Raw genomic sequence first — 22715 nt, 5'->3', positions numbered from 1 at the left:
GCGAGATCTACCCATCTCAAGATGGGGAGTGCGTTTCGCAATGTGTGCTACGAATTCGTTTCTCAGATCGCTGGGTGTGGAGGTCCATGCGTCAGGGCATCGACGGTGGCCGGATGATGTAAAGGCGCAGGTTGTCGCGGAGACGTTGGCGCCGGGCGTGACCGTGAACTCCGTGGCCGAGCGGGCACTGTCAGGTTGATGGCGTCATGGAAGGCCGGTAGCTCGCTTGGATGCTGAACCTCGACGATCTCTCCCGCCTCAAGGGGTACCGCTTTCCGCGCACCGTCATCGGATACGCCGTCTGGGCGTACCACCGTTTCGCCCTGAGCCTGCGAGATGTCGAAGACCTTCTGGCCGAGCGGGGCGTCGCCGTTTCCTATGAGACGATACGGGTGTGGGTCGCGAAGTTCGGGACGCAGTTCGCCGCGAAGATCCGACGCGATCGGCCCTGGCCAGCCGACAAGTGGCATCTCGACGAGGTCGTACTCAAGATCAACGGCACAAAGCATTGGTTGTGGCGGGCAATCGACGCGAAAGGCGACGTCTTGGACATCCTCGTGCAGTCATGCCGCGACACCGCGGCCGCGAAGCAGTTCATGCGCAAGCTCTTCAAGAGATGGGGCCTGCCGCGGGTGATGGTGACCGACAAGCTCGGATCCTATGCGGCAGCCAAGGCGAAACTCGCACCCGGCGTAGAGCACCGTCGCCACAAGGGGATCAACAACGCGGCAGAAGCATCCCATCGGCATACCCGCCGACGAGAGAAGGTCATGGGCGGGTTCAAGTCACCGCGACAGGCCCAGAGGTTCTTATCGGCCCACGATCAGACCGACGCCATCTTCCGCCCACGCCGTCACCGCCTCTCCGCCCGTTCCTATCATCACGCAAGACAGGACGCGTTCGACCTATGGGCAGACTACACGACCGAACTGTCCGCGTGAGCGGTCGCCGGCGACACTTTGCTGATCCACATAAAATAACCTGACAATCCCCTTCGAACGGCAACGGGACGCAGGTATGCTCCTCCGTGGCACGTTCGCGAACATAGGGAATGTCGAAGCCGATCAGCGGCAGGCCTGCAGCATAGCCGTCGAAGATCATCCGCGGCGTGTCCTCGGAGAGGGGCGTAAACAGCAATTTATTGTAATTCGCGAGATCGTCAATTAATGCCGCCCCATAGGCAGGCTCCCCGAGGATGATAGGTTGATTTATGAATAGCTCCTCTCAGGTGCGTGCTTCCACAGACCCACCTTGGCACTTCTGTCGTCGAGGGCGGTCACGCTATCAACGCCTCCGAGATTCATAAATATCAGAGGTGTTCATCTGATCGAATTGGATGCGGTAGAAGTCGAACTGTCTGCTCGTCATCTCGCGCCGAAGAGCTTAGGCGCGAAGCATCGAGCGCCCCATATTAGCTTGGGCAGCGCAACAGTATAGCGAGGAACGTATGGCCAGCCTCTTGGTGATATCATCTGCCCCCGCAACCCTTGTGGATGAGAAGCCTTTTCTTGACATCAAGTTCGTCGAAGGTATGCGCTATTACAACGACCTATGGGACGGGCCCGTTAGTTGCATCCTCAAGCTACGTCATGACACGTTCCCGTTTGGCCAGCTCTACGAACCCGATCAGCTTCCGTTCAACGTTACGTTTCTGCCTCCTAACAAGAGCATCGGCACCGAAGAACTCAGCGGACAGGACATCATTCTCTGTGGCGGCGACAACCACGAACACCTGCATATGGCCGACATATGCCGAAACGCAGGAAAAAAGCTGGCCTTCATTATCGAGTACATCCCAAAGACAAGACGTCAGATCATTTTCCTCGACCCTTCGCGAAGCCTGCCAAGGAAGCTCTACTCGCTTCTGTGGACCATGAAGCAGGAGCGTCGCCGCCGACGTGCGTTCCGGATGGCAGACGGCCTCCAAGCAAACGGCTACCCTGCATTCTCCGTTTACAGTCCGATGAACGCCAATACGATGATGTATCTCGACAACCGAGTTGGCAAGAATCTCCTTGCGACTGAAAATGAGATGGCAGTGCGCCAGCAACGGCTGCTGAGCGGCGCGCCGTTGAGACTGGTACATTCCGGTCGCCTTGAGCACCTGAAGGGGTCGCAGGATCTCATTCCTATCGCTCGGCGCCTTGAATCAAAGGGTGTCGATTTTACGCTCGACATTTTCGGAACCGGAAGTCTCGAAGAAGAGATCCGCAAGAGCATCGCCGTACACGGCTTGCAAGACAGGGTGAGGCTAAACGGCACCGTTGACTTCGAAAGTGGGCTCGTACCATTTGCACGGCAACATGCAGATGTCTACTTAAGCTGCCACCGCCAATCAGACCCCTCCTGCACCTATATCGAAAGCATGGGATGTGGTTTGGCCGTCATCGGATATGCGAATCGTATGTGGTCGGCCCTGTGTCAAGAATCCGATGCAGGCTGGGTCGGGCCGATGGGCAATACCAATGCGCTTGCCGATGCCGTTTACGACGCCGCAAAGGACCGGCAGCGCCTCGCAGCGTCTTGTCACGCTGCATGGAGTTTCGCAGCTAGGCATTCGTTCGAGAACGAGTTTCGGTCTCGCATCGAGAATATGCAGTCACTTGTCCGGATAGCTTAGCAAAGGGTGACGCGACTGCCGCGATTCTTGAAGATCATTGGAGTAGGCTTGGATGATTGCTAAGCATAGTCGCAACGTAAAGGGTCTTCTTCGGGCCATTATTCCAGACGCCGCGCTGCAGGCCTATAAGATGGCGAGATGGCGTATCAGCGCACGCTCGTCGACACGAGGCGTCGAAAGATGGGTCAGTTTCAAGTCTTTTGCGGCGCAGCAACGGACGAGGGGCGCACAGGAGTATGGGAAGTTCTTGTCGAAAGCGGATCCCACGCTCCAGTTACCTAAACTTGGCGCTCCACACTTTGTCGGGGAGGGATTTGGAGATTATAACCTTAACCTATATCGCGCTGGCGAACTTGCTGGAAAACCTGTCTTCGAGAAGATATATTTCTCCGGTTCTGATTCACTTCGCAAGACGGAATGGTTTCATGACAAAGTCTTGCCACTAGTTGGCGCAGAAATTCGGACTCCACCGATCCTGTTAAAAGTTCGTGGAAATTGCCTAACCGCACTATATTTTCCGCTTCTGGAATTGAGCGAGCCAATATCAGCTGACGCGATTCTACCGGTGGCAATAGCGCTGCAAGACACTACAAGAGAATTATCATGGACCGGACCGGATCCAATAATACATGAATTTTGGCGAGATCATTTTTATCTCAGGCACAGGAATGAACTTCTGTCCATTATTTCCCAAAATGGACGTGAGCAAAGCGATATATTCAAAGCGGAGAATTTTCTGCAGCGTGGTGAGGTGCCCCGGAAATTTAGTCACGGAGATCTATCTCCAGAAAATGTTCGAACCTGCGGCATGCTAATTGATTTCGACCATTGCGGATACTATCCAGCAGGTTATGATTCCGGTGCAGCGCTCCGATGCTCGCAAACTCCAGCGAGCGTCGCAGAACTAGAAGTTCTTGTAGAAGAAGAATTGGCACCTAACTGCAGGTCTACCCAGCTATCGATACTTTTCTTTATGGCGGTCTTCTCCAGTATGGGCGCGGCAAAAAAAACACATGGCCAGCCCGACGAGAATTTTGTCCTTCATCTCTGGGACAGAATTTTGGCGCGCCTACAAAAAGTAGAAACTTAAAATAATGCTGCTCTAGAGCGTGTTGCGTCTAATCGGTTTCATATCCAGCGGCCTTGAAGAAGTTGTAGCATTCCGCCTCGGTGAAGAGATCGCAGACCTTCCCGACGGCTTGCCATAGAGCTTCATAGGTGCGGGCGGCGGCTCTCCGGATCAGGGCCTTGAGCTTCGCGAACGCCATCTCGATGGGGTTCAGATCCGGGCTGTAGGGAGGCAAGAACAAGAACCATGCACCGACGGCTTTCATGGTCGCCGCTGCTTTGGGGCTCTTGTGCGATGACAGGTTGTCGAGAATGATCACGTCGCCTGGTCGCAGTGTCGGGGCCAGTTGGGTCTCGACGTAGAGCTCGAACAGCTCGCGGTTCATGGCGCCGTCAATCACCCAGGGGGATTGTCAGGTTATTTTATGTGGATCAGCAAAGTGTCGCCGGCGACCGCTCACGCGGACAGTTCGGTCGTGTAGTCTGCCCATAGGGCGAACGCGTCCTGTCTTGCGTGATGATAGGAACGGGCGGAGAGGCGGTGACGGCGTGGGCGGAAGATGGCGTCGGTCTGATCGTGGGCCGATAAGAACCTCTGGGCCTGTCGCGGTGACTTGAACCCGCCCATGACCTTCTCTCGTCGGCGGGTATGCCGATGGGATGCTTCTGCCGCGTTGTTGATCCCCTTGTGGCGACGGTGCTCTACGCCGGGTGCGAGTTTCGCCTTGGCCGCCGCATAGGATCCGAGCTTGTCGGTCACCATCACCCGCGGCAGGCCCCATCTCTTGAAGAGCTTGCGCATGAACTGCTTCGCGGCCGCGGTGTCGCGGCATGACTGCACGAGGATGTCCAAGACGTCGCCTTTCGCGTCGATTGCCCGCCACAACCAATGCTTCGTGCCGTTGATCTTGAGTACGACCTCGTCGAGATGCCACTTGTCGGCTGGCCAGGGCCGATCGCGTCGGATCTTCGCGGCGAACTGCGTCCCGAACTTCGCGACCCACACCCGTATCGTCTCATAGGAAACGGCGACGCCCCGCTCGGCCAGAAGGTCTTCGACATCTCGCAGGCTCAGGGCGAAACGGTGGTACGCCCAGACGGCGTATCCGATGACGGTGCGCGGAAAGCGGTACCCCTTGAGGCGGGAGAGATCGTTGAGGTTCAGCATCCAAGCGAGCTACCGGCCTTCCATGACGCCATCAACCTGACAGTGCCTTCGCAACCCTTGCGCTGTGGCGGGCTTGCGTTGCGACATATAGGCCGATCCATATCGTGCCTTCCGTTGCCTCGCTCACTGACTTCCGCTCTGGTGTCAAATCGAGAAGCGGTCGGGAACACCAACCCACGGCTCGGACACTCCCCCACGCCGCTCTTTCCCGCAAGTCGCTTACGAATCCGGTCTGAAACCAGACCGCGCCCCAAAGGGACAGCCCCTAGTGACAACGACCCATGCAATGTCTTCTCCGCAATGGCGGCCAACCAAGCCCCCCCTGCGCGTCATCGAGCGGGGGCGTCGCTCCTCTGAGCCTCCCCCGCTCGTGGTCGGCGGAACTCAGATCCGCTTGGAAGAAAGCGCCTTGGTCGCGCCCGATACGATCAGCGCCGCAATCACGGCCTTGAGCGCATCGCCCGGCAGGAAGGGCAGCATGAAGGCGCCGAACACCGCTTCAGGCGAAAGCATGGCCCAGCCCGCCTCAATGCCGGCAATCTGCGCCACGCCGAGCGGCCAAGCCAGACCCGGTACGTAGAGCAACGCTGAAGCGACCAGCGTCACGAGCGACAGCCGGACCGGATCGGTTACGCCACGGTCCGTTGCAAGGCCCGCGAGATATGCCATACCCACGAACCCGACCAGGAAACCGGCCGTCGGCCCGGCAAATGCGGCGCCGTTCATGAAGTTGGCCAGAACCGGCGCGCCCAGTGCCGCCTCTCCCAACCACGCGAGAACGGTAATCGCACCGAGCCGCGCGCCGAGCGTCAGGCCGACAAGCAGCACGGCGAGCGTCTGCAGCGTCACGGGCACGGGGTAGAACGGCACCGAGACCTGCGAGGCAGCGGCAAGAACCAGTGTCCCGCCGAGCACGAGGCCCGCCTGCTTGAGCAATGTCGGGCGGCCGAGGGCCATTGTCGTAAGGGTCATCATGCGTCTCCGTCGGGATGCCATATTTCCCGCTCTTTCTCCGCGCCGGGCCCGGCCATGTCAACGAGGACGCTTGAACCTGCGCGCGCCGCATGCGACCGGGCGCGCATGACAGATCGACCGCTTGCCCTCGTCACCGGCGCCTCGCGCGGCCTCGGAAGCGCCGTGGCGGAACACCTCGCCGCGCATGGCTACCACATCGTTGCCGTCGCCCGCACTCAGGGCGCGCTGGAGGAACTCGACGACCGCATCCAGGCGGCAGGCGGGCAGGCAACGCTCGCGCCGATGGATATAAACGATGCCGGCGCGATGCAGCATCTGTGCCGGGGCATCCACGACCGCTGGGGCGCGCTGCCGCTCTGGGTCCATACGGCGATCCAGACGCCGCCGCTCAGCCCTGCAACGATGGCCGACGAGAAGGACTTCGCCAAGGCCGTGGCCACGAATGTCACCGCGCTGCAACGGCTGATCCCGTATGTGACGCCGCTTCTGAGTGCCGCGGGCGGCGGACAGGCGGTCTTCTTCGATGATGACCGCCCGCTGAAATTCGCCTCGGCCTACATGGCGACGAAAGCGGCGCAGCGAGCGATTGTCGAAGCCTGGCGCGCGGAGGCCACGACGCCCGGCGCGACCAAGGTTCATTTGCTGACCCCACGCCCCATGTCGACCGCGCTCCGTGCCCGCTTTCATCCCGGAGAGCGGCGCGAGGATCTTGCCGAAACGCGGACAGAGGCGGCGCGGCTGATGGATGAGATCGGCTTGGGCTGATCTTTCGGGATCAATCGGTTGCGCGGCGATGTTCGTACGCCGCACAAAATTTTCCTATCCGATCGTTTCCTTGCCGGCCGTCGTTCAGGCGGATTGCGGCTCGACCATTTCCCGTGCGCGCGCGGCCATCTCCTCCGCCCGCGCGGCCAGCGCATCGAGCCGCTCTATCGCGGCATCCGGCACGGTTTCCTTCGCACTGGCGTCGCGGCGCTGCATCTCGTCGAGAAGCTGCGTCTGCTGGGCCAGCCGACGGTCCAGCGTACGCAATTCCTCTTCGGCGGAAATCGTCTTGTCGGCCAGCATCAGCCCCGCCATCAGCAGCATCCGTTCCGCCGGAAGGCGCGAATCCTTGCCGCCAAGCGTGCGTGCCTCGCGGTCCAGCGCTTCTGCGGCGGCAGAGAGGTAGCTTTCCTCCCCCTCCTGGCAGGCGACCTTGAAGGGGCGGCCGCCGATCTCGATCGTCATGTCAGGCATGTTGGGTCTCCAGCATGGGTTCCAGTTCCGCGAGCAGTGCCTTCATTTCGGCAAGGTCCATGGCGCGGGCGGCGCGCATCTCCTCAAGCTCCCGCCGAAGGTCCGTCTCGCTCCCGCCGTCGGCACCGGCAGCTTCTGCGCCGGCCTCGGCGGCGTTGGCCCGCTCCACCGCCTGGCGCAGCGTCTCCTCACGATCGCGCGCTTCGCTCTCCAGCGTCACGATGCGCTGGCGGGCCTCCATAAGCTCCGCCTCCATCGCGTGCGCCCTGCCCTCTTCGTCGGTCGTCCGTTCGGCGGCACGACGGATCGCGTCATTCGCTGCCTCCTGTGCGGCCAGCGCATCGGCCGTGGCCGCCAGCGCCGCCTCGATGCGCGCGATGCGGCTGTCGATCTCGGATGTCTCGGCCATGTCTGCCCCTGTGCCCGTAAACGTCGCGCCAAGGGATCGTAAATCGCCGCCGGTGTCAAAGCCCCGACCGGCCGCGCTTGCCCTTCGGCGCGGTCCTGCTATCGAAGGCGCAAACGTGCAGGGAGATTGTGACATGAGCGACGCGACCCAGGATACCGGCCCCGATCTCGACGCGCTGCGTGCGGCCCATCCGGAGCATTGGCGCCGCGCGGCCTGTATCCGGACGCTGACCCTCGATGCGGTGGCGGCCGCCAATTCGGGCCATTCGGGCATGCCGATGGGCATGGCCGACGTCGCGACGGTTCTGTGGAGCAAGCATATGCGGTTCGACGCGAGCCGTCCAAACTGGCCCGACCGCGACCGTTTCGTCCTGTCGCAGGGCCACGGCTCGATGCTGCTTTACTCGATCCTGCACCTGACCGGCTTCCCTGAGATGACGTTGCAGCAACTCAAGGATTTCCGGCAGCTCGGCTCGATCACCGCGGGTCACCCCGAGTATGGCCACGCCCCCGGGATCGAGATCACGACCGGCCCGCTGGGCCAAGGCCTTGCCAGTGCCGTCGGCATGGCCATCGCCGAGGAGATCCAGCGCGCCCGCTTCGGCCGCAAGATCGTCGATCACCACACTTGGGTCATCGCGGGCGACGGCTGCCTGATGGAAGGCGTGAGCCACGAGGCGATCGCGCTGGCGGGCAAGCTGGAACTGTCGAAGCTGATCGTGCTGTTCGATGACAACGGCATCACGATCGACGGTAAGGTCAGCCTCGCCGACATCACCGACCAGCAGCAGCGATTCCTTGCCGCCGGCTGGGACGTGCTGGAGGTGGACGGCCACGATCCCGACGCGATCGATGCGGCGATGACCGAGGCGAAGAAGGGCAGCAAGCCCACCATGATCGCCTGCAAGACGCATATTGCGCTCGGCTCCTCGGCGCAGGACACGGCCAAGGGGCATGGCGCGCTGACGGACCCGGATCTCGTGGCCGCGACCAAGCGCGCTTACGGGTGGGAGCACGGGCCCTTCGACATTCCCGCCGATCTGAAGGCGGAATGGGAGGAGATCGGCCGGCGCGGCGCCGACGCGCGTGCCGAATGGGAAGCGCGGCTCGACGCCCTCGGCTCGGGCAAGCGGGCGGAATTTGACCGCCAGCTTGCCGGTGAGGCCCCCAAGCGTCTTTCAGCGACGATCAAGGCTCTCAAGCGCCAGACCTCCGAGGGCCAGCCGAAGACCGCCACGCGCAAATCCTCCGAGATGGTGCTGGAGGTGGTCAACCCGATCATGGCCGAGACGATCGGCGGATCGGCCGACCTGACCGGGTCGAACAACACGCTGACCGAAGGCATGGGCATCTTTTCGCCGGAAACCCGTGACGGCCGCTATATTCATTACGGCATCCGGGAACATGGCATGGCGGCCGCGCTCAACGGCATGGCGCTGCATGGCGGTGCGCGCGCCTATGGCGGCACGTTCTTCTGCTTCACCGACTATGCCCGCCCGGCGATGCGGCTGTCGGCGCTGATGGGCCTGCCGGTGACCTATGTGATGACGCACGATTCCATCGGTCTGGGCGAGGACGGGCCGACGCACCAGCCGGTCGAACATCTGGCCATGTGCCGCGCGACGCCCAACACAAACGTGTTCCGGCCCTGCGACACGGTCGAGACGGCCGAGGCGTGGGAGCTGGCGCTGACTTCCGAGCGGACGCCGTCGATCCTGTCGCTGACGCGTCAGGGCCTGCCGACGCTGCGCAAGGAGCACACCAACAAGAACCTCGTGGCGCAGGGCGCCTATATCCTCGCCGAGGCGACCGGCAAGCGGATGGTCATCCTCATGGCGACCGGATCGGAGGTCGCCATCGCCATGGAGGCCCGCGAGAAGCTGGAAGCCGACGGGATCGGCACGCGCGTCGTCTCCATGCCTTGCTGGGAGCTGTTCGAGGCGCAGGAGGAGCGTTACCGCAAGAAGGTGCTGCCTGCGGGGCCCGTCCGCGTGGCCGTCGAGGCGGGAGCCCGGCTCGGCTGGGATCGTTGGCTGGTGGGCGAACGGGGCAAGCGCGACAAGGGCGCCTTTGTCGGCATGAACGATTTCGGAGCATCCGCGCCCTATCCGGAACTCTACAAGCATTTCGGCATCACCGCCGATGCGGTCGCCAAAGCGGCGCGCGAGATGCTTTGACGCCTCGGGGCGCGGCGGAATACCGCCGCGCCCCCTGCCCCATCCGGGCTCAGTGTTCCGCCGCAGGCCCGCCGCGTAGATGGCTGACGGCCCCGACCACGGGGATCAGCGCGAAGCCGATCGCCAGCCCCAAAATTCCGTCCAGTGCGGCCGTTACCAACCATCCCACGAAGCCATGCGCGGCCGGAGCGAGCGCGGCCGCGCCGATGGCGATATCGTGGATCAGATCGTAGGGCCCGTGCCAGATCATTTCACCCACGGCATGAACCACGATGTTCCCGCCGACCCAGATCATCGCAGCCGTTCCGACGATCGTCAGCAGCTTCAGAAAGCCGGGCATGCCCGTCACGATGGCACGGCCGATCCTGCGTGTCGGCTCCAACCGCGCATTCTCGGCCAAGGCGAGCCCCATATCGTCGGCCTTCACGATCAGCGCGACCGCACCGTATACGGCCGCCGTGATCGCCAGCGCCGCCAAACCCAGCACCGCCGCCTCCATCCAGATGGGGGAGCCTGCGTCGATGTTGGACAGCACGATCGTCATGATCTCGGCGGAGAGAATGAAGTCGGTCTTGATCGCGCCTTTGACGCGCTTCTCCTCGAGGTGTGTCGCTTCGAGAGGCGTCGTGACCGGGTCGATCTTCGACAGCGTGTCGTGCGGCACCAGCCAATGATAGACCTTCTCCGCCCCTTCAAAGCAGAGATAGAGCCCCCCCAGCAGCAGGAAGATCGGGATCAGGAAAGGCGCGAAGGCCGATAGCAGCATGGCGATCGGCAAGAGGATCACGATCTTGTTGAACGCGGATGCGCGCGCGATCTTCCACACGATCGGCAATTCGCGCGCGGCCTGGAAACCGTGTACGTATTTCGGCGTCACCGCCGCGTCGTCGATCACCGCACCCGCGGCCTTGGCTCCGGCCTTGGCCGCCTGCCCCGCGATATCGTCGATCGAAGCCGACGCGACCTTGGCGATGGCCGCCACGTCGTCGAGTAGTGCCAGAAGTCCGCTCATGTTCCGCCCGATTCCGCTGCTTGCATGCGCCACGATCTAGCCTCCGGGCCGGGCGGTCAACGCGCGGGGTTGCGCGAGACAGGCGGAAGCTTGTGGATCCGCGTACGGCGACCGCGACCGACCTGATCCTCCTGCTCCTACTGGCAGGGTCCGCGGCCGATGTGCTGCTGAACGAGGAGGCGGCGGAAACATTTCTCGGGCGGCGGGTGATCGGCCTGATCGAGGGCATCGCGATCTTGCGCTGACGCTGCGTCCGGTTGCCACCCGCGATGGCGGCGTGATAGCGCCTTGCGGCATGGAAATGCGCGCTATGTCGCATCCCAGAAAACATTTTCGTATCCGGAGGTCTCCCATGGTCAAGGTCGCAATCAACGGCTTCGGTCGCATTGGTCGCAACGTGCTGCGCAGCATCATCGAAAGCGGGCGCAACGACATCGAAGTCATTGCGATCAACGATCTCGGTCCGGTCGAGACCAATGCGCACCTGCTGCAATACGACAGCGTGCACGGCCGCTTTCCGGTCGAAGTGAAAACGGGCGACGACTGGATCGACGTGGGCCGTGGCCGCATCAAGGTCTCGGCGGAGCGCAACCCGGCCGACCTGCCCTGGGGCGACGTGGATATCGTCCTGGAATGCACCGGCATCTTCACCTCGCCCGAGAAGGCGAAGGCGCATCTCGAAAACGGCGCCTCGCGGGTTCTCGTGTCGGCGCCGCTGTCTAACCCGACGCAGGGCGAGAAGACGATCGTCTACGGCGTGAACCACGATTCCCTGACGGCCGAAGACCTTATCGTGTCGAACGCGTCGTGCACGACGAACTGCCTTGCGCCGGTGGCGCATGTGCTCGACGCCGCGATCGGGATCGAGCGTGGATTCATGACGACGATCCACTCCTACACGGGTGACCAGCCGACGCTCGACACGATGCACAAGGATCTCTACCGCTCCCGCGCCGCCGCGCTTTCGATGATCCCGACCTCGACCGGGGCCGCCAAGGCCGTGGGTCTCGTGCTGCCGAACCTGAACGGCAAGCTCGACGGTGTGGCGATCCGTGTTCCGACGCCGAACGTTTCCGTTGTGGATCTGACCTTTACCGCCGCGCGCGACACCAGCGTCGAGGAGATCAACGCCGCGATCCGCGAAGCTGCCGACGGGCCGCTGAAGGGCGTCCTCGGCTATACTGACAAGAAGCTCGTGAGCAGCGACTTTAATCACGACCCCCATTCCTCGGTCTTCCACATGGACCAGACCAAGGTGATGGAAGGCGGCAAGCTGTGCCGAATCCTGTCGTGGTACGACAACGAGTGGGGCTTCTCGAACCGGATGGCGGATACCGCCGTCGCCATGGGCAAGCTGATCTGAACTGACAAAACGGGGGTCTTTCGGGGCCCCCTTTTCACAATTTGGGGTAAAAGACGCGATGGCCTTCAAGACTCTCGATGACATGGATTTGGCCGGCAAGGTCGTTCTGACCCGGGTGGACGTGAACGTGCCGGTCGAGGACGGGCGCGTGACCGATACGACGCGGATCGAACGGGTCGCACCGACGATCCGCGACCTCCGCGATGCGGGGGCGAAGGTCGTCTTGCTGGCACATTTCGGCCGGCCGAAGGGAAAGGTCGTGCCCGAGATGTCGCTGCGCCAGATCGTTCCGGCCATGTCGGACGTGCTCGGCGTGGAGGTTGGGTTCGCGGACGGAAAGTACGGCGAGGCGGTCTCGGCGATGGTTGCGGGCGATGTCCTGCTGTTCGAAAATCTGCGCTTCAATCCCGGCGAGGAGGCCGACGATGCGGGCTTCGCGCAGCGGCTGGCTTCGGTCGGCGACATCTATTGCAACGACGCGTTTTCCGCGGCGCACCGGGCGCATGCCTCGACGCATGCTTTGGCGAAGCTTCTGCCGGCCTGTGCCGGGCGGTCGATGGAGGCCGAGTTGAAGGCGCTGGAGGCCGCGCTCGGTTCGCCCAAGCCCCCGGTCGCGGCCGTGGTGGGCGGGGCGAAGGTTTCGACGAAGCTCGACCTGCTAGGCAACCTCGTGGAGCGGGTGCAGCACCTGATCATCGGCGGCGGCATGGCGAACACGTTCCTCGCCGCCCAAGGAATCAACGTGGCGAAATCCCTTTGCGAGCATGACCTGCTGGATACGGCGCGCGAGATCGCCGCTAAGGCCGAGGCTGCGGGATGCGCGATCCTGCTGCCGCGCGACGTGGTGGTGGCCGAGGAGTTCCGCGCCGATCCGCCTACCCGAACGTTGAAGGTCGAGGACGTGCCCGAGGGCTGGATGATTCTCGATGCGGGTCCGGACTCGGTCGCGCATATCGAAACGGTGCTGGACGGTTGCGCGACGCTGGTCTGGAACGGACCGCTTGGCGCGTTCGAGATGACGCCCTTCGATGCCGCCACGACCGCCGCTGCGCGCCATGCCGCCAAGCGGACGGCGGCGGGTGACCTGATCTCCGTCGCGGGTGGGGGCGACACCGTTTCGGCCCTGCGTCATGCCGGAGTGGCCGACGACTTCACCTATATCTCCACCGCCGGGGGCGCGTTCCTGGAATGGATGGAGGGCAAGACCCTGCCGGGTGTGGCGGCGCTGGAGGCGTAAGCGTTAGCGCAACCGACGGGTTGGCAGGGGATCCGGTGCGTTCTACCTGAGGGCGCAGATGAAAGTTGGAGGATACGGGAATGGATCAGGACAAGGCCGCGAAGATTCGTGACGGACAGGGCTTCATTGCCGCGCTCGACCAGTCGGGCGGATCCACGCCTAAGGCGCTGCGGCTCTATGGCGTATCCGAGGACGCCTATTCTTCCGAGGAGGAGATGTTCGACCTGATCCACGAGATGCGCGCCCGGATCGTGCGCGCCCCCTCCTTCACCGGCGACAAGGTGATCGGCGCGATCCTCTTCGAGCAGACGATGGATCGCGACTTCGAAGGTGTTCCCGCGGCCCAGTACCTTTGGGAAAAGAAGGGCGTGGTTCCCTTCCTCAAGATCGACAAGGGGCTGGCCGACGAGACGGATGGCGTTCAGCTGATGAAGCCGATCGCAGGACTTGATGCGACCTTGGAGCGTGCGCGCGAGAAAGGCGTGTTCGGCACCAAGGAGCGGTCCGTCATCAACGCCGCCAACGCCGCGGGCATCGAATCTGCCGTCAAGCAGCAGTTCGAGGTCGGGGCGCAGGTCCTGTCGCATGACATGGTGCCCATCTTGGAGCCGGAGGTGACGATTTCCATTTCCGACAAGGCGGAGGCAGAGGAGATGCTGCGCAGGGCGATCCTCGATGCGCTGGACCGCATGCCCGGCGGATCGGAGGTCATGCTGAAGCTGACGCTGCCGGAGGAGGACGATTTCTATCGCCCGCTCGCCGAGCATCCGCGCGTAATGCGTGTCGTGGCGTTATCGGGCGGTTATTCACAGGACGAGGCGACTGAGCGGCTTGCGCGCAACGGCAGCATGATCGCGAGCTTCAGCCGCGCGCTGACAGAAGGCCTGTCGGCCGATCAGGACGACGCGGAGTTCGAGGCAAAGCTGGCCGATACGATCGAGAGCATCCGGGCGGCATCTGTGGCCGGTTGAGCAATCCGTCCGGAGGGGCGCTGCATTGTGGCGCTCCGCCGGGGGCTCCGGCACCCGTTGAGTGTGACGCAGAAAGCCCGTTTTTCGACGAGTTTTTGTGGGATGCCAGTTGATGTGGTGAAATGCCGGCGCGGATTGCGGTAGCATCGCGCCGGAAGAGGGCCTTGACGCAGGACACGAAATGAATTCCCGCAATCGCCGCGCCAGCTACGGCCTCGCCCTTCCCTTCGCCTTGATCTGTTTTGCAGGATATTTCGTCTTTGCCGCCGTCCAAGGCGAATACGGCGTGTTCCGGCGTGTTGAACTGGAGGCGGAGCGCGAGGCGTTGCAGGCGGAATTGGCCTTTCTTGCGAATGAGGCGGCCCGGATGCGGGACCGTACGCGCCGGCTGTCGGATGAGTATCTTGACCTCGACCTTCTCGACGAACGAGCGCGCCTTGTTCTGGGCATGGCGCGGGTCGACGAGATCATCGTCGAATAGCACGCGCGAATTCGTTCGCACTCGGTTGACCTTTCCCCCTCGACAGGATTGCATGGCAGGGTAGTTCAACGTTAAACGATCAAGTGACCGAGGAGCCGCCCGGATGGCCACGAGGAAGACCGCGACCAAGTCGAATCCGAACGTCTCGAAGGACGAACTGCTACAATACTACCGTGATATGTTGTTGATCCGCCGCTTCGAGGAGAAGGCGGGACAGCTTTACGGCATGGGCCTGATCGGCGGCTTCTGCCACCTTTACATCGGCCAGGAGGCGGTTGTCGTCGGGCTCGAGGCGGCGGCAAAGGAAGGCGACAAGCGCGTCACGTCCTATCGCGACCACGGCCATATGCTCGCCTGTGGGATGGACCCGAACGGCGTCATGGCAGAGTTGACCGGCCGGGAGGGAGGCTACTCCAAAGGCAAGGGCGGCTCGATGCACATGTTCTCCAAGGAGAAGCATTTCTACGGCGGGCATGGCATCGTTGGCGCACAGGTTCCGATCGGTGCGGGTCTGGCCTTTGCCGACAAGTACAAGGGCAACGACAACGTCACCTTCACCTATTTCGGCGACGGGGCCGCGAACCAAGGTCAGGTCTACGAGGCCTACAACATGGCCGAGCTCTGGGACCTGCCGGTCGTGTTCGTGATCGAGAACAATCAGTACGCCATGGGGACGTCGACGAAGCGGTCGACGAAATCGCCCTCCTATTGGGAGCGGGGCGCCGCGTACGGGATCGAGGGCGAGGAGGTTGACGGGATGGACGTGCTCGCCGTCAGGGCCGCCGGTGAAAAGGCGGTGGCCTACTGCCGCGCGGGCAAGGGGCCGTATATTCTTGAGATCAAAACCTACCGCTATCGCGGGCATTCAATGTCCGATCCGGCCAAATACCGGACCCGGGACGAGGTCCAGAAGATGCGTGAGGAGCGTGATGCCATCGAGATGGTGCGCCAGATGCTCCTGACGGGCGATCACGCCTCGGAGGAGGAGCTCAAGAGCGTGGACAAGGAGATCAAGGACGTGGTCAACGCCGCCGCCGAGTTCGCGAAGGAGAGCCCGGAACCCGATGTGGCCGAGTTGTGGACCGACATCTATGCGAAAGAGATCCCGCAGGAGGCGGTGTAATGGCGACCGAAATCCTGATGCCCGCCCTGTCCCCCACCATGGAGGAAGGGACGCTGGCCAAGTGGCTCGTGAAGGAGGGCGATGAAGTGTCCTCCGGAGATATTCTAGCGGAAATCGAGACTGACAAGGCCACGATGGAATTCGAGGCTGTGGACGAGGGAACAATTGGGAAGATCCTCGTCGAAGAGGGCACCGAAGGCGTCAAGGTCAACGCGCCGATCGCCCTCCTGCTCGGCGAGGGTGAATCTGCGGATGATGTGGAGGTCTCGTCTTCCGAAACCCCGATCCCGGAGCCGTTGGGTGGCGAGGAAGGTCGCGCCGATCCTGCCCCTGCCGCGACTGCCGCTCCGGCCGATGTAGAAGCGCCAAAATCGAAAGCTTCGCCCGACTGGCCCGAAGGGACGGAACTGGTAAAGCAGACGGTTCGCGAAGCGTTGCGTGACGCGATGGCCGAAGAGATGCGGCGCGACGAGGCCGTGTTCCTCATGGGTGAGGAAGTCGCCGAATATCAGGGCGCCTACAAGATCAGCCAAGGTTTGCTCGACGAGTTCGGAGCCAAGCGTGTTGTCGACACGCCGATTACCGAGCACGGGTTCACCGGCATCGGCGTCGGCGCCGCCTTTGGCGGGCTGAAACCCATCGTGGAATTCATGACCTTCAACTTCGCCATGCAGGCGATTGACCAGATAATCAATTCCGCGGCCAAGACGCTTTATATGTCCGGCGGGCAAATGGGATGCCCGATGGTGTTCCGTGGGCCGAACGGCGCTGCGGCTCGGGTCGCTGCCCAGCATAGCCAGGATTACGCGGCTTGGTACGCTTCGGTCCCGGGTCTAAAGGTTGTGATGCCCTACTCGGCCTCCGACGCGAAAGGCTTGCTTAAATCGGCGATCAGGGACCCGAACCCGGTGATCTTCCTTGAAAACGAAATTCTCTACGGAAAATCCTTCGACGTTCCGAAGATTGATGATTTTACCGTGCCGTTCGGCAAGGCCCGGATCTGGCGCGAGGGGTCGGACGTGACTATCGTCAGTTGGGGCATCGGAATGACCTACGCACTGGACGCAGCCGAGAAGTTGGCAGCCGAAGGAATTGAGGCCGAAGTTATCGACCTTAGAACCTTGCGACCGGTCGATTATGATACGGTTCTGGCTTCAGTCCAGAAGACGAACCGGTGCGTCCTGGTTGAAGAAGGCTTTCCCGTTGCGAGCTTTTCGGACCACATGGCATCGACCATCATGCAGCGCGCCTTTGATCATCTTGATGGACCTGTGGTGACATGCACGGGGAAAGATGTGCCAATGCCTTACGCAGCAAACTTGGAAAAGTTGGCCTTGGTGACTACTGAAGAGGTCATGAACGCAGTGCATGAAGTGACTTATCGCTGAATCTAAATCCCAATGCTTGGGAAGGTCAATTCGGTGAGAATTTTAAGGCAGTCAGCTTGATAAAAGAAGTCGGCGCGAGTGGACCTATCGAGTTGTGCCCAAGTTCGGCTTTCCTCCGTGATCCGTCAGTGCAGCGTCATGCTGGTATAAGGCTTAAAGAACTTCGTGTTTGAGAGTCCAAAGTAGCGCAAACAGAATCCCACCGGTAATCGCTTATCCGGGAGTGGAATTGCAGGAGACCAATCGAAATGGCAATCGAGATCCTTATGCCCGCCCTATCCCCAACTATGGAGGAAGGGACGCTCGCCAAGTGGCTAGTGAAAGAGGGAGACACGGTCGCGTCTGGAGACCTTCTTGCGGAGATTGAGACTGACAAAGCCACAATGGAATTCGAGGCGGTAGACGAGGGCATCGTTGGCAAGATACTCATTTCTGAGGGCACGGAAGGCGTGAAGGTCAACTCGCCAATTGCAATCCTGCTCGAAGAAGGGGAAAGCGTAGATGACGCCAAGGTCTCCAGCGTTGACGGCTCCAGTCATGCCGCGCCGGCTGAGGCGAGCGATGCAACCGAGCCTGCTAAGGGATACGGTCGAGAGGGTGGAACAAAAGATCCGGTTCCTGTGCAGGAAGAGAGGCCCCAAAACGAACCAGAAAGTGCGGCTAAGAGCAGGCGGATTTTCGTGACACCAGTCGCACGGCGGATTGCCAACGAGCGCGATATCGATCTGTTTGAAGTCCGAGGTTCAGGCCCCCGTGGTCGGATAACCAAGGCCGATGTAGAGGCGTATGAGCCACGCTCCGAACAAACAGCTTCCTCCGCTGACATTGGAAGCGGTGCTGTCGCACCAGAAACCGCAGGTCAAAAGCCCGCCATGCCCTCCGGATTGAGCGCCGATCAGGTACGGAGTATGTATGAGGGTCGGGACTTTGACGAGGTCAAGCTCGACGGGATGCGCAAGACAATTGCGGCACGCTTAACTGAAGCAAAGCAGACAATTCCTCACTTCTACTTGCGCCGAGACATCAGGCTCGATGCACTTCTGAAGTTCCGCGGGGAATTAAACAAGCAGCTCGAAAGCCGTGGGGTAAAGCTGTCAGTTAATGATTTCATCATTAAGTCCGGCGCGAACGCACTTCAGCAGGTTCCCGACGCAAACGCCGTCTGGGCGAATGATCGGATCCTCAGGCTGACGCCGTCAGATGTGGCCGTAGCAGTCGCGATTGAAGGTGGTCTATTTACACCAGTCCTTAAAAATGCCCACCTTAAATCACTCTCTGCGCTTTCAATGGAAATGAAAGATCTCGCCAGTCGCGCGCGCGATCGAAAGCTCGCCCCGCATGAATATCAGGGCGGCAGTTTCGCAATTTCAAATCTTGGAATGTTCGGTATCGACAATTTTGACGCAGTAATCAACCCACCTCACGGCTCCATATTGGCGGTCGGTGCAGGCATCAAAAAACCTATTATTGGTTTGGAAGGCGAGATAACTGCAGCCACAGTGATGTCTGTGACATTGAGTGTCGATCACCGTGTGATCGACGGGGCGCTCGGAGCGCAGTTCCTAAAAGCACTAGCGGACAATTTAGAAAATCCAATCACTATGCTTGCGTAGATAGTGAGGCGAAATTCATTCATTCGCCCCGCTCGCTGAAAGGAGTTGGTTCATGGTGGAAGATGGCTGCGCACAGCCCGCTTCTCCAACGATCCGTGCTGGCACACCAGCAACCGTCTTATTTGACGGTACATCCGTCAAAACGACCGATCCAGCAGCAACGCGCGAACAGTGGCCGATCGTTACATTACCGAGAACCTTCGCTCCCGCTCCGATCAGGACTCCGTCCCCGATTTTCGGATGCCGATCATCGTGTTGTTTTCCTGTTCCACCAAGTGTCACTGAGTGTAAAAGAGAAACGTTATCGCCGACGACGGCGGTTTCACCAATGACGATGGAATGCGCGTGATCAATCATGATCCCCTTGCCGACGCTGGCGCCAGGATGGATATCAACCCCAAACAGTTCGCTTATCCGCGCTTGAATGAAGTACGCTAAGTGCCGACGACCCTTCATCCACAGCCAATGCGCGATGCGATACGCCTGAACAGCCTGAAAGCCTTTGAAATAAAGAAGTGGCTGCAGCAACGTATCACAAGCAGGGTCACGCTCTAAGGTCGCCACCATATCCGCACGTGCTGCGAACTCGAGATCAGGATCGTCCGCGTACGCAAACCCGGCAAGTTCCTTTAACGCCTGCTCCGACACCTCGGAAGTTGTTAGTTTGTGTGCAAACCGATAGGCAAGCGCATCTTTAAGACTACCCACTTGAAAAACCGATGAGTGTAAAACACAGCCCATGGCAGGTTCGTGCGCAAGCACGTCTTCCGCCTCCTCATGGATCCTGCTCCAGACTGGATCGACAGCCAAAACTTCGGCTTTTGAAGGCACATCTGACATTGCATAGTCTCGTCTTCGCTTCGTTTACTGAGAACTAGTGCAGATCCGAAGCGAAGACCAACATGACCCCATCAAATTTGTAAGACGGCAAATTCTCCCGGCCCTACTTGGCTTGACATCTGCGCTACAGTGACGCTTTCTGCTCGCGTCTTAAGTCGCTCGAATCTCTCACCACTTAGGACGATGTGTGGTTCTGAAACAACCCACTCAGCAAGCGTACTGTCACCTGTTCCATTGAGTCGAACAAGATACTGCTCGCGATCTTCTCCGAGCGGAACATCAACTTCATGCCAGAGGGCGCTGTTGTGACGAGCTCGCCGCACCCACTCGATAGTTAGTCCGTCAGAGGTCTTTCGAGCGCGGAGGTGCGCGGGACGCCAAGGGCGGAGACCGTCCGCTGTGGCGGTAAAAACACGCTCGCTATATGCTTCGTTGTCAAGTGGCAGGGTCGCTGGACCAAACCGATAAGTTCGCTCGTAAGCGCCCGGTTCTGACCGCCTTGTAATTTCAGGCAGCTTCGCTCTGCGTGGTTCCGGCGGCTTTTGGCGTCCAGTTCCAGGGCAGCAACTCGACGAGGCGGTTGTTCTTGTGATCGTGGATGCGGTCGAGGATGTCGGCGAGGTAGGCTTGGGGATCGAGGCCGTTCATCTTCGCGCTCTCTATGAGCGTCATCGCCCGCGCCATGGTTTCGCCACCCGTGTCCGATCCGGCAAATAGCCAGTTCTTCCTTCCAACACCCACTGGGCGCATGGCGCGCTCGGCGGCATTGTTGTCGATGGCAACGCGGCCGTCCTCGAGGAAGAGGGTGAAGGAGGTCCAGCGGTTGAGAGCGTAACGGAAGGCCTTGGCGAGATCACTCTTGCCCGGGATCCGGGATAGCTGCTGCTCGGCCCAGACCTTGAAGGCGGCGATCTTGTCAGCGCTGTACTTCTCGCGAGCGGCAAGCCGTACCTCGGCAGGCTGCCCGGCGATCTCACGCTCGATGTCGTAGAGCTTGCCGATACGGTCGAGAGCCTCACGGGCAATCTGGGACTTGTCGGACGTCCACACGTCATGGAAGTCGCGCCGCAGGTGTGCCCAGCAGGCGGCCTCGCGGAACTGCTGCGTGTCGTCCGCGCGCGTCTCATACAGCTCTTTGAAGCCCGCATAGGCATCGGCCTGCAGAATGCCGCCCGACTTCGCGAGATGGCCACGTGGATGCTCACCCTTCCGATCCGGTGAGAAGTAGTAGACGACGCCCGGGGGCGCCGCACCTGACCATGGCCTCTGATCCCGGACATAGGCCCAGATCCGGCCCTGCTTCACACCCTTTCCAAGGCCCTTGTCCTTGCGGGACCGGTCGAGCACACGGATGGGCGTATCATCGGCGTGCAGGATCGAACTCGACATCACGTCGGCCTCGATCTTTTCGATGAGCGGGCTCAGGGCCTTCATCGCACCGCCGCACCAATCGACCATCGTGGAATCCGGAACGTCGGCGCCCATCCGGGCAAAGATCTCGTTCAGGCGATAGAGCGGGATGTGGTCGTCGAACTTGGAGACGAGGATGAAGGCCAGCAGGCTGGGCCCTGCCATGCTGCGCGGGATCGGTCGGCTGGGGGCGGGTTCCTGCACCATGCGCTCGCAGCGGCGGCAGGACTTCTTCACCCTGGCGATCTCGATCACCTTGATCTGGGCCGCGATCATGTCGAGCAACTCGCTGACGTCCTCGCCGACCACACGCAGGTCGCCGCCACAATCGGGACAGGCGTCTCCGGGATCGAGTTCTCGGCGCTCGCGCGGCGTGTCCTCCGAGACGCGGGGGCGGCGGCGCTGCTTCTTCTCCGGCGCGGCTTCGATCTCTTGATCCGGCAGCGGGCCATGCTCCAGGGCCTCGTCTTCCTCAGGCGGCGCGTCGTTCGCCTCGGCCTTGGCGATCATCAGGTCTTCGAGTGCCAGTTCGAGTTGTTCGATCTCGCGCTCGATCTTCTCGGAGCTGGCGCCGAACTTCTGTTTCTTCAGCTTGGCGATCCTGACGCGCAACGCCTGCACAAGCAGGTCGTGGGCGCGCAGGGTTGCGGACATCTTCGCGTTATCAGCCTGCAACGCGGCGATCATCGCCTTCAAAATGGCAGGGTCGTTCGGGAGATCTGCGGGCGCTTGCGACATGCGCATTCATAGCAGCCCATGCCACCGAACGCCATAAAAACAAGGGCTTCCAGAGCAGTATATCAACCGACGCGGGCCGGTGGTGCGCCCCAGTTCGGTCGTCGCCAGTCGATGCCTTCCCAGAGCATGGCCAACTGCGCTGCGGTAAGTCGTGCAGTGCCGTCGGCCGCAGAGGGCCAAGGGAAGCGGCCACGCTCCAGAACCTTGTAATACAGGCAGAAGCCTTGGCCGTCCCAGTACAACAGCTTGATGCGATCACCGCGACGTCCACGAAAGGCGAAGACGGCGCCGCCTGACGGTTTCTGCCGCAGGACATCCTGCGCCAGCATGGCCAATCCGGCGATGCCCTTCCTCATGTCCGTGACGCCACAGGCCAGGTACACCCGCACTCCGGTTCCCGGGCCGATCATGCTGTCTCAACCGCTCGGATCAGACGCGTCAGCATCGCCTCCTCGATCCCGGGCTCGCAGCGCAACTCGCGGCCGTTCCGCAGGATCACCGCGATTTCCGCCCGCCGGGCCGCGCCTGCCTCAACACGCACAGTCTCTTCTGGGACCGCAGCCATCTCCACGGGCAGAAAGGTCGCGCCACCTGGATCCGGCCACAGCCCCTTCCGTCTCAGTTCGCGCCGCCACTGGTAGACATGCTGACGGGTCAGGTCGTGGTGTCGCGCAACGTCGGACACCGTCCATCCGTCAACGCCGACTTCTCCCAGGATCTCGAGCTTCGCTTCATCCGACCAGCGCCGCCGACGCTCCGCACCCAGGACGATCTCGTGCCGCATCCCAACCTCCGCCACAGACGACGTCGGTAACGACGCCAATAGCGACGTTGATTAAGATCTGCCGATCAGCTCAAGAAGGCGGCCCCAACCGGGCGGTTAC

At 61.3% G+C, this 22715-nt stretch carries 23 protein-coding genes and 1 pseudogene; 14 read left to right on the top strand and 10 right to left on the bottom strand.

The window, feature by feature from the left end:
• Positions 1–40 precede the first annotated feature (40 nt).
• The 4 genes from JSE7799_RS22375 (at position 41) to JSE7799_RS20750 (ending at position 3710) form a co-directional block, all read left to right on the top strand.
• Positions 41–199 (top strand): transposase, encoded by a 159-nt coding sequence (locus JSE7799_RS22375; RefSeq protein ID WP_083480682.1) that lies wholly within the window; start codon positions 41–43, stop codon positions 197–199.
• Positions 200–230: 31 nt separating this feature from the next.
• On the top strand, positions 231–941 hold the full coding sequence (locus JSE7799_RS18505) for an IS6 family transposase (RefSeq protein ID WP_055662202.1): 711 nt from the start codon (positions 231–233) through the stop codon (positions 939–941).
• A 506-nt stretch (positions 942–1447) separates the two neighbouring features.
• Positions 1448–2620, top strand: coding sequence for a glycosyltransferase (locus JSE7799_RS18500; RefSeq protein ID WP_055664935.1), 1173 nt, complete (start codon positions 1448–1450; stop codon positions 2618–2620).
• A gap of 52 nt (positions 2621–2672) precedes the next feature.
• On the top strand, positions 2673–3710 hold the full coding sequence (locus JSE7799_RS20750; protein WP_144431810.1) for a phosphotransferase: 1038 nt from the start codon (positions 2673–2675) through the stop codon (positions 3708–3710).
• 28 nt (positions 3711–3738) lie between these two features.
• Here JSE7799_RS20750 and JSE7799_RS18495 read toward each other — a convergent pair.
• The 3 genes and pseudogenes from JSE7799_RS18495 to JSE7799_RS18485 form a co-directional block, all read right to left on the bottom strand.
• Positions 3739–4098 (bottom strand): annotated as a pseudogene (locus JSE7799_RS18495) (transposase); the annotation flags it as partial.
• A 47-nt stretch (positions 4099–4145) separates the two neighbouring features.
• Positions 4146–4856 (bottom strand): IS6 family transposase, encoded by a 711-nt coding sequence (locus JSE7799_RS18490; protein WP_055664934.1) that lies wholly within the window; start codon positions 4854–4856, stop codon positions 4146–4148.
• A 384-nt stretch (positions 4857–5240) separates the two neighbouring features.
• Positions 5241–5828 carry a biotin transporter BioY gene (locus JSE7799_RS18485; protein ID WP_245624937.1) on the bottom strand — a complete coding sequence of 196 codons (588 nt, stop codon included), beginning with the start codon at positions 5826–5828 and terminating at the stop codon, positions 5241–5243.
• A 108-nt stretch (positions 5829–5936) separates the two neighbouring features.
• Here JSE7799_RS18485 and JSE7799_RS18480 point away from each other — a divergent pair, with 108 nt between their 5' ends.
• Positions 5937–6596: an SDR family oxidoreductase gene (locus tag JSE7799_RS18480; protein WP_055664932.1), complete on the top strand. Its 660-nt coding sequence runs from the start codon at positions 5937–5939 to the stop codon at positions 6594–6596.
• 84 nt (positions 6597–6680) lie between these two features.
• On the opposite strand, the gene JSE7799_RS18475 is transcribed toward JSE7799_RS18480, so the two are convergent.
• Together JSE7799_RS18475 and JSE7799_RS18470 are read right to left on the bottom strand one after the other, a co-directional pair.
• Positions 6681–7070 (bottom strand): cell division protein ZapA, encoded by a 390-nt coding sequence (locus JSE7799_RS18475; RefSeq protein ID WP_055664931.1) that lies wholly within the window; start codon positions 7068–7070, stop codon positions 6681–6683.
• The gene (locus JSE7799_RS18470) at positions 7063–7479 is read right to left on the bottom strand and encodes a hypothetical protein (RefSeq protein WP_055664930.1); all 417 of its coding nucleotides are present in this window, start codon (positions 7477–7479) and stop codon (positions 7063–7065) included. The genes JSE7799_RS18475 and JSE7799_RS18470 overlap by 8 nt, the downstream gene beginning before the upstream one ends.
• A gap of 133 nt (positions 7480–7612) precedes the next feature.
• Here JSE7799_RS18470 and tkt point away from each other — a divergent pair, with 133 nt between their 5' ends.
• Positions 7613–9655, top strand: a complete 2043-nt coding sequence (gene tkt, locus JSE7799_RS18465) for a transketolase (protein ID WP_055664929.1) — start codon at positions 7613–7615, stop codon at positions 9653–9655.
• Positions 9656–9704: 49 nt separating this feature from the next.
• Here the strand turns inward: tkt and JSE7799_RS18460 are convergent, their stop codons facing one another.
• Positions 9705–10667, bottom strand: a complete 963-nt coding sequence (locus JSE7799_RS18460) for a DUF808 domain-containing protein (RefSeq protein WP_055664928.1) — start codon at positions 10665–10667, stop codon at positions 9705–9707.
• Positions 10668–10759: 92 nt separating this feature from the next.
• Here JSE7799_RS18460 and JSE7799_RS21185 point away from each other — a divergent pair, with 92 nt between their 5' ends.
• The 8 genes from JSE7799_RS21185 to JSE7799_RS18425 all read left to right on the top strand — a co-directional run bounded on the left by JSE7799_RS21185 (position 10760) and on the right by JSE7799_RS18425 (position 18843).
• Positions 10760–10912: a hypothetical protein gene (locus JSE7799_RS21185; protein ID WP_186202008.1), complete on the top strand. Its 153-nt coding sequence runs from the start codon at positions 10760–10762 to the stop codon at positions 10910–10912.
• 107 nt (positions 10913–11019) lie between these two features.
• On the top strand, positions 11020–12030 hold the full coding sequence (gene gap / locus JSE7799_RS18455) for a type I glyceraldehyde-3-phosphate dehydrogenase (RefSeq protein WP_055664927.1): 1011 nt from the start codon (positions 11020–11022) through the stop codon (positions 12028–12030).
• A gap of 58 nt (positions 12031–12088) precedes the next feature.
• Positions 12089–13267, top strand: coding sequence for a phosphoglycerate kinase (locus tag JSE7799_RS18450; RefSeq protein WP_055664926.1), 1179 nt, complete (start codon positions 12089–12091; stop codon positions 13265–13267).
• Between the two features lie 80 nt (positions 13268–13347).
• On the top strand, positions 13348–14238 hold the full coding sequence (locus tag JSE7799_RS18445; protein ID WP_055664925.1) for a fructose bisphosphate aldolase: 891 nt from the start codon (positions 13348–13350) through the stop codon (positions 14236–14238).
• Positions 14239–14419: 181 nt separating this feature from the next.
• A complete protein-coding gene (locus tag JSE7799_RS18440; RefSeq protein WP_055664924.1) occupies positions 14420–14719 on the top strand; it encodes an FtsB family cell division protein in 300 nt (99 codons plus the stop codon).
• 103 nt (positions 14720–14822) lie between these two features.
• A complete protein-coding gene (gene pdhA, locus JSE7799_RS18435; RefSeq protein WP_055664923.1) occupies positions 14823–15842 on the top strand; it encodes a pyruvate dehydrogenase (acetyl-transferring) E1 component subunit alpha in 1020 nt (339 codons plus the stop codon).
• Complete coding sequence (locus JSE7799_RS18430; RefSeq protein WP_055664922.1) at positions 15842–17230, top strand: pyruvate dehydrogenase complex E1 component subunit beta; 1389 nt, start codon at positions 15842–15844, stop codon at positions 17228–17230. The genes pdhA and JSE7799_RS18430 overlap by 1 nt, the downstream gene beginning before the upstream one ends.
• A gap of 248 nt (positions 17231–17478) precedes the next feature.
• Complete coding sequence (locus JSE7799_RS18425; RefSeq protein WP_055664921.1) at positions 17479–18843, top strand: pyruvate dehydrogenase complex dihydrolipoamide acetyltransferase; 1365 nt, start codon at positions 17479–17481, stop codon at positions 18841–18843.
• A 15-nt stretch (positions 18844–18858) separates the two neighbouring features.
• On the opposite strand, the gene cysE is transcribed toward JSE7799_RS18425, so the two are convergent.
• The 4 genes from cysE to tnpA all read right to left on the bottom strand — a co-directional run bounded on the left by cysE (position 18859) and on the right by tnpA (position 22615).
• Positions 18859–19683 (bottom strand): serine O-acetyltransferase, encoded by an 825-nt coding sequence (gene cysE, locus JSE7799_RS20195; protein WP_083480681.1) that lies wholly within the window; start codon positions 19681–19683, stop codon positions 18859–18861.
• A 507-nt stretch (positions 19684–20190) separates the two neighbouring features.
• Complete coding sequence (tnpC, locus tag JSE7799_RS18420) at positions 20191–21831, bottom strand: IS66 family transposase (protein WP_055664782.1); 1641 nt, start codon at positions 21829–21831, stop codon at positions 20191–20193.
• A gap of 62 nt (positions 21832–21893) precedes the next feature.
• A complete protein-coding gene (tnpB, locus tag JSE7799_RS18415; protein WP_055664778.1) occupies positions 21894–22241 on the bottom strand; it encodes an IS66 family insertion sequence element accessory protein TnpB in 348 nt (115 codons plus the stop codon).
• Positions 22238–22615 carry an IS66-like element accessory protein TnpA gene (gene tnpA, locus JSE7799_RS18410; protein WP_055664779.1) on the bottom strand — a complete coding sequence of 126 codons (378 nt, stop codon included), beginning with the start codon at positions 22613–22615 and terminating at the stop codon, positions 22238–22240. Before tnpA ends, tnpB begins: the two co-directional genes overlap by 4 nt.
• Positions 22616–22715: the final 100 nt, after the last annotated feature.

This window comes from Jannaschia seosinensis, assembly GCF_001408515.1.
GTDB classification, from domain to species: domain Bacteria; phylum Pseudomonadota; class Alphaproteobacteria; order Rhodobacterales; family Rhodobacteraceae; genus Jannaschia; species Jannaschia seosinensis.
The sequence above is the reverse complement of the archived record's forward strand: the minus strand, read 5'-3'. Positions and strand labels throughout refer to the sequence as shown.

Excerpts from the sequence above, each read along its gene's own strand:
- JSE7799_RS18480 (WP_055664932.1), top strand. The coding sequence starts at position 5,937 with ATGACAGATCGACCGCTTGCCCTCGTCACCGGCGCCTCGCGCGGCCTC.
- cysE (WP_083480681.1), bottom strand. The coding sequence starts at position 19,683 with ATGTCAGATGTGCCTTCAAAAGCCGAAGTTTTGGCTGTCGATCCAGTC.
- JSE7799_RS18450 (WP_055664926.1), top strand. The coding sequence starts at position 12,089 with ATGGCCTTCAAGACTCTCGATGACATGGATTTGGCCGGCAAGGTCGTT.
- pdhA (WP_055664923.1), top strand. The coding sequence starts at position 14,823 with ATGGCCACGAGGAAGACCGCGACCAAGTCGAATCCGAACGTCTCGAAG.
- JSE7799_RS18505 (WP_055662202.1), top strand. The coding sequence starts at position 231 with ATGCTGAACCTCGACGATCTCTCCCGCCTCAAGGGGTACCGCTTTCCG.
- JSE7799_RS22375 (WP_083480682.1), top strand. The coding sequence starts at position 41 with ATGTGTGCTACGAATTCGTTTCTCAGATCGCTGGGTGTGGAGGTCCAT.
- JSE7799_RS18470 (WP_055664930.1), bottom strand. The coding sequence starts at position 7,479 with ATGGCCGAGACATCCGAGATCGACAGCCGCATCGCGCGCATCGAGGCG.
- JSE7799_RS18445 (WP_055664925.1), top strand. The coding sequence starts at position 13,348 with ATGGATCAGGACAAGGCCGCGAAGATTCGTGACGGACAGGGCTTCATT.
- JSE7799_RS18475 (WP_055664931.1), bottom strand. The coding sequence starts at position 7,070 with ATGCCTGACATGACGATCGAGATCGGCGGCCGCCCCTTCAAGGTCGCC.
- tnpB (WP_055664778.1), bottom strand. The coding sequence starts at position 22,241 with ATGATCGGCCCGGGAACCGGAGTGCGGGTGTACCTGGCCTGTGGCGTC.
- JSE7799_RS18440 (WP_055664924.1), top strand. The coding sequence starts at position 14,420 with ATGAATTCCCGCAATCGCCGCGCCAGCTACGGCCTCGCCCTTCCCTTC.
- tnpC (WP_055664782.1), bottom strand. The coding sequence starts at position 21,831 with ATGTCGCAAGCGCCCGCAGATCTCCCGAACGACCCTGCCATTTTGAAG.
- JSE7799_RS18500 (WP_055664935.1), top strand. The coding sequence starts at position 1,448 with ATGGCCAGCCTCTTGGTGATATCATCTGCCCCCGCAACCCTTGTGGAT.
- tkt (WP_055664929.1), top strand. The coding sequence starts at position 7,613 with ATGAGCGACGCGACCCAGGATACCGGCCCCGATCTCGACGCGCTGCGT.
- JSE7799_RS18490 (WP_055664934.1), bottom strand. The coding sequence starts at position 4,856 with ATGCTGAACCTCAACGATCTCTCCCGCCTCAAGGGGTACCGCTTTCCG.
- tnpA (WP_055664779.1), bottom strand. The coding sequence starts at position 22,615 with ATGCGGCACGAGATCGTCCTGGGTGCGGAGCGTCGGCGGCGCTGGTCG.
- gap (WP_055664927.1), top strand. The coding sequence starts at position 11,020 with ATGGTCAAGGTCGCAATCAACGGCTTCGGTCGCATTGGTCGCAACGTG.
- JSE7799_RS18430 (WP_055664922.1), top strand. The coding sequence starts at position 15,842 with ATGGCGACCGAAATCCTGATGCCCGCCCTGTCCCCCACCATGGAGGAA.
- JSE7799_RS18485 (WP_245624937.1), bottom strand. The coding sequence starts at position 5,828 with ATGACCCTTACGACAATGGCCCTCGGCCGCCCGACATTGCTCAAGCAG.
- JSE7799_RS18460 (WP_055664928.1), bottom strand. The coding sequence starts at position 10,667 with ATGAGCGGACTTCTGGCACTACTCGACGACGTGGCGGCCATCGCCAAG.
- JSE7799_RS20750 (WP_144431810.1), top strand. The coding sequence starts at position 2,673 with ATGATTGCTAAGCATAGTCGCAACGTAAAGGGTCTTCTTCGGGCCATT.
- JSE7799_RS18425 (WP_055664921.1), top strand. The coding sequence starts at position 17,479 with ATGGCAATCGAGATCCTTATGCCCGCCCTATCCCCAACTATGGAGGAA.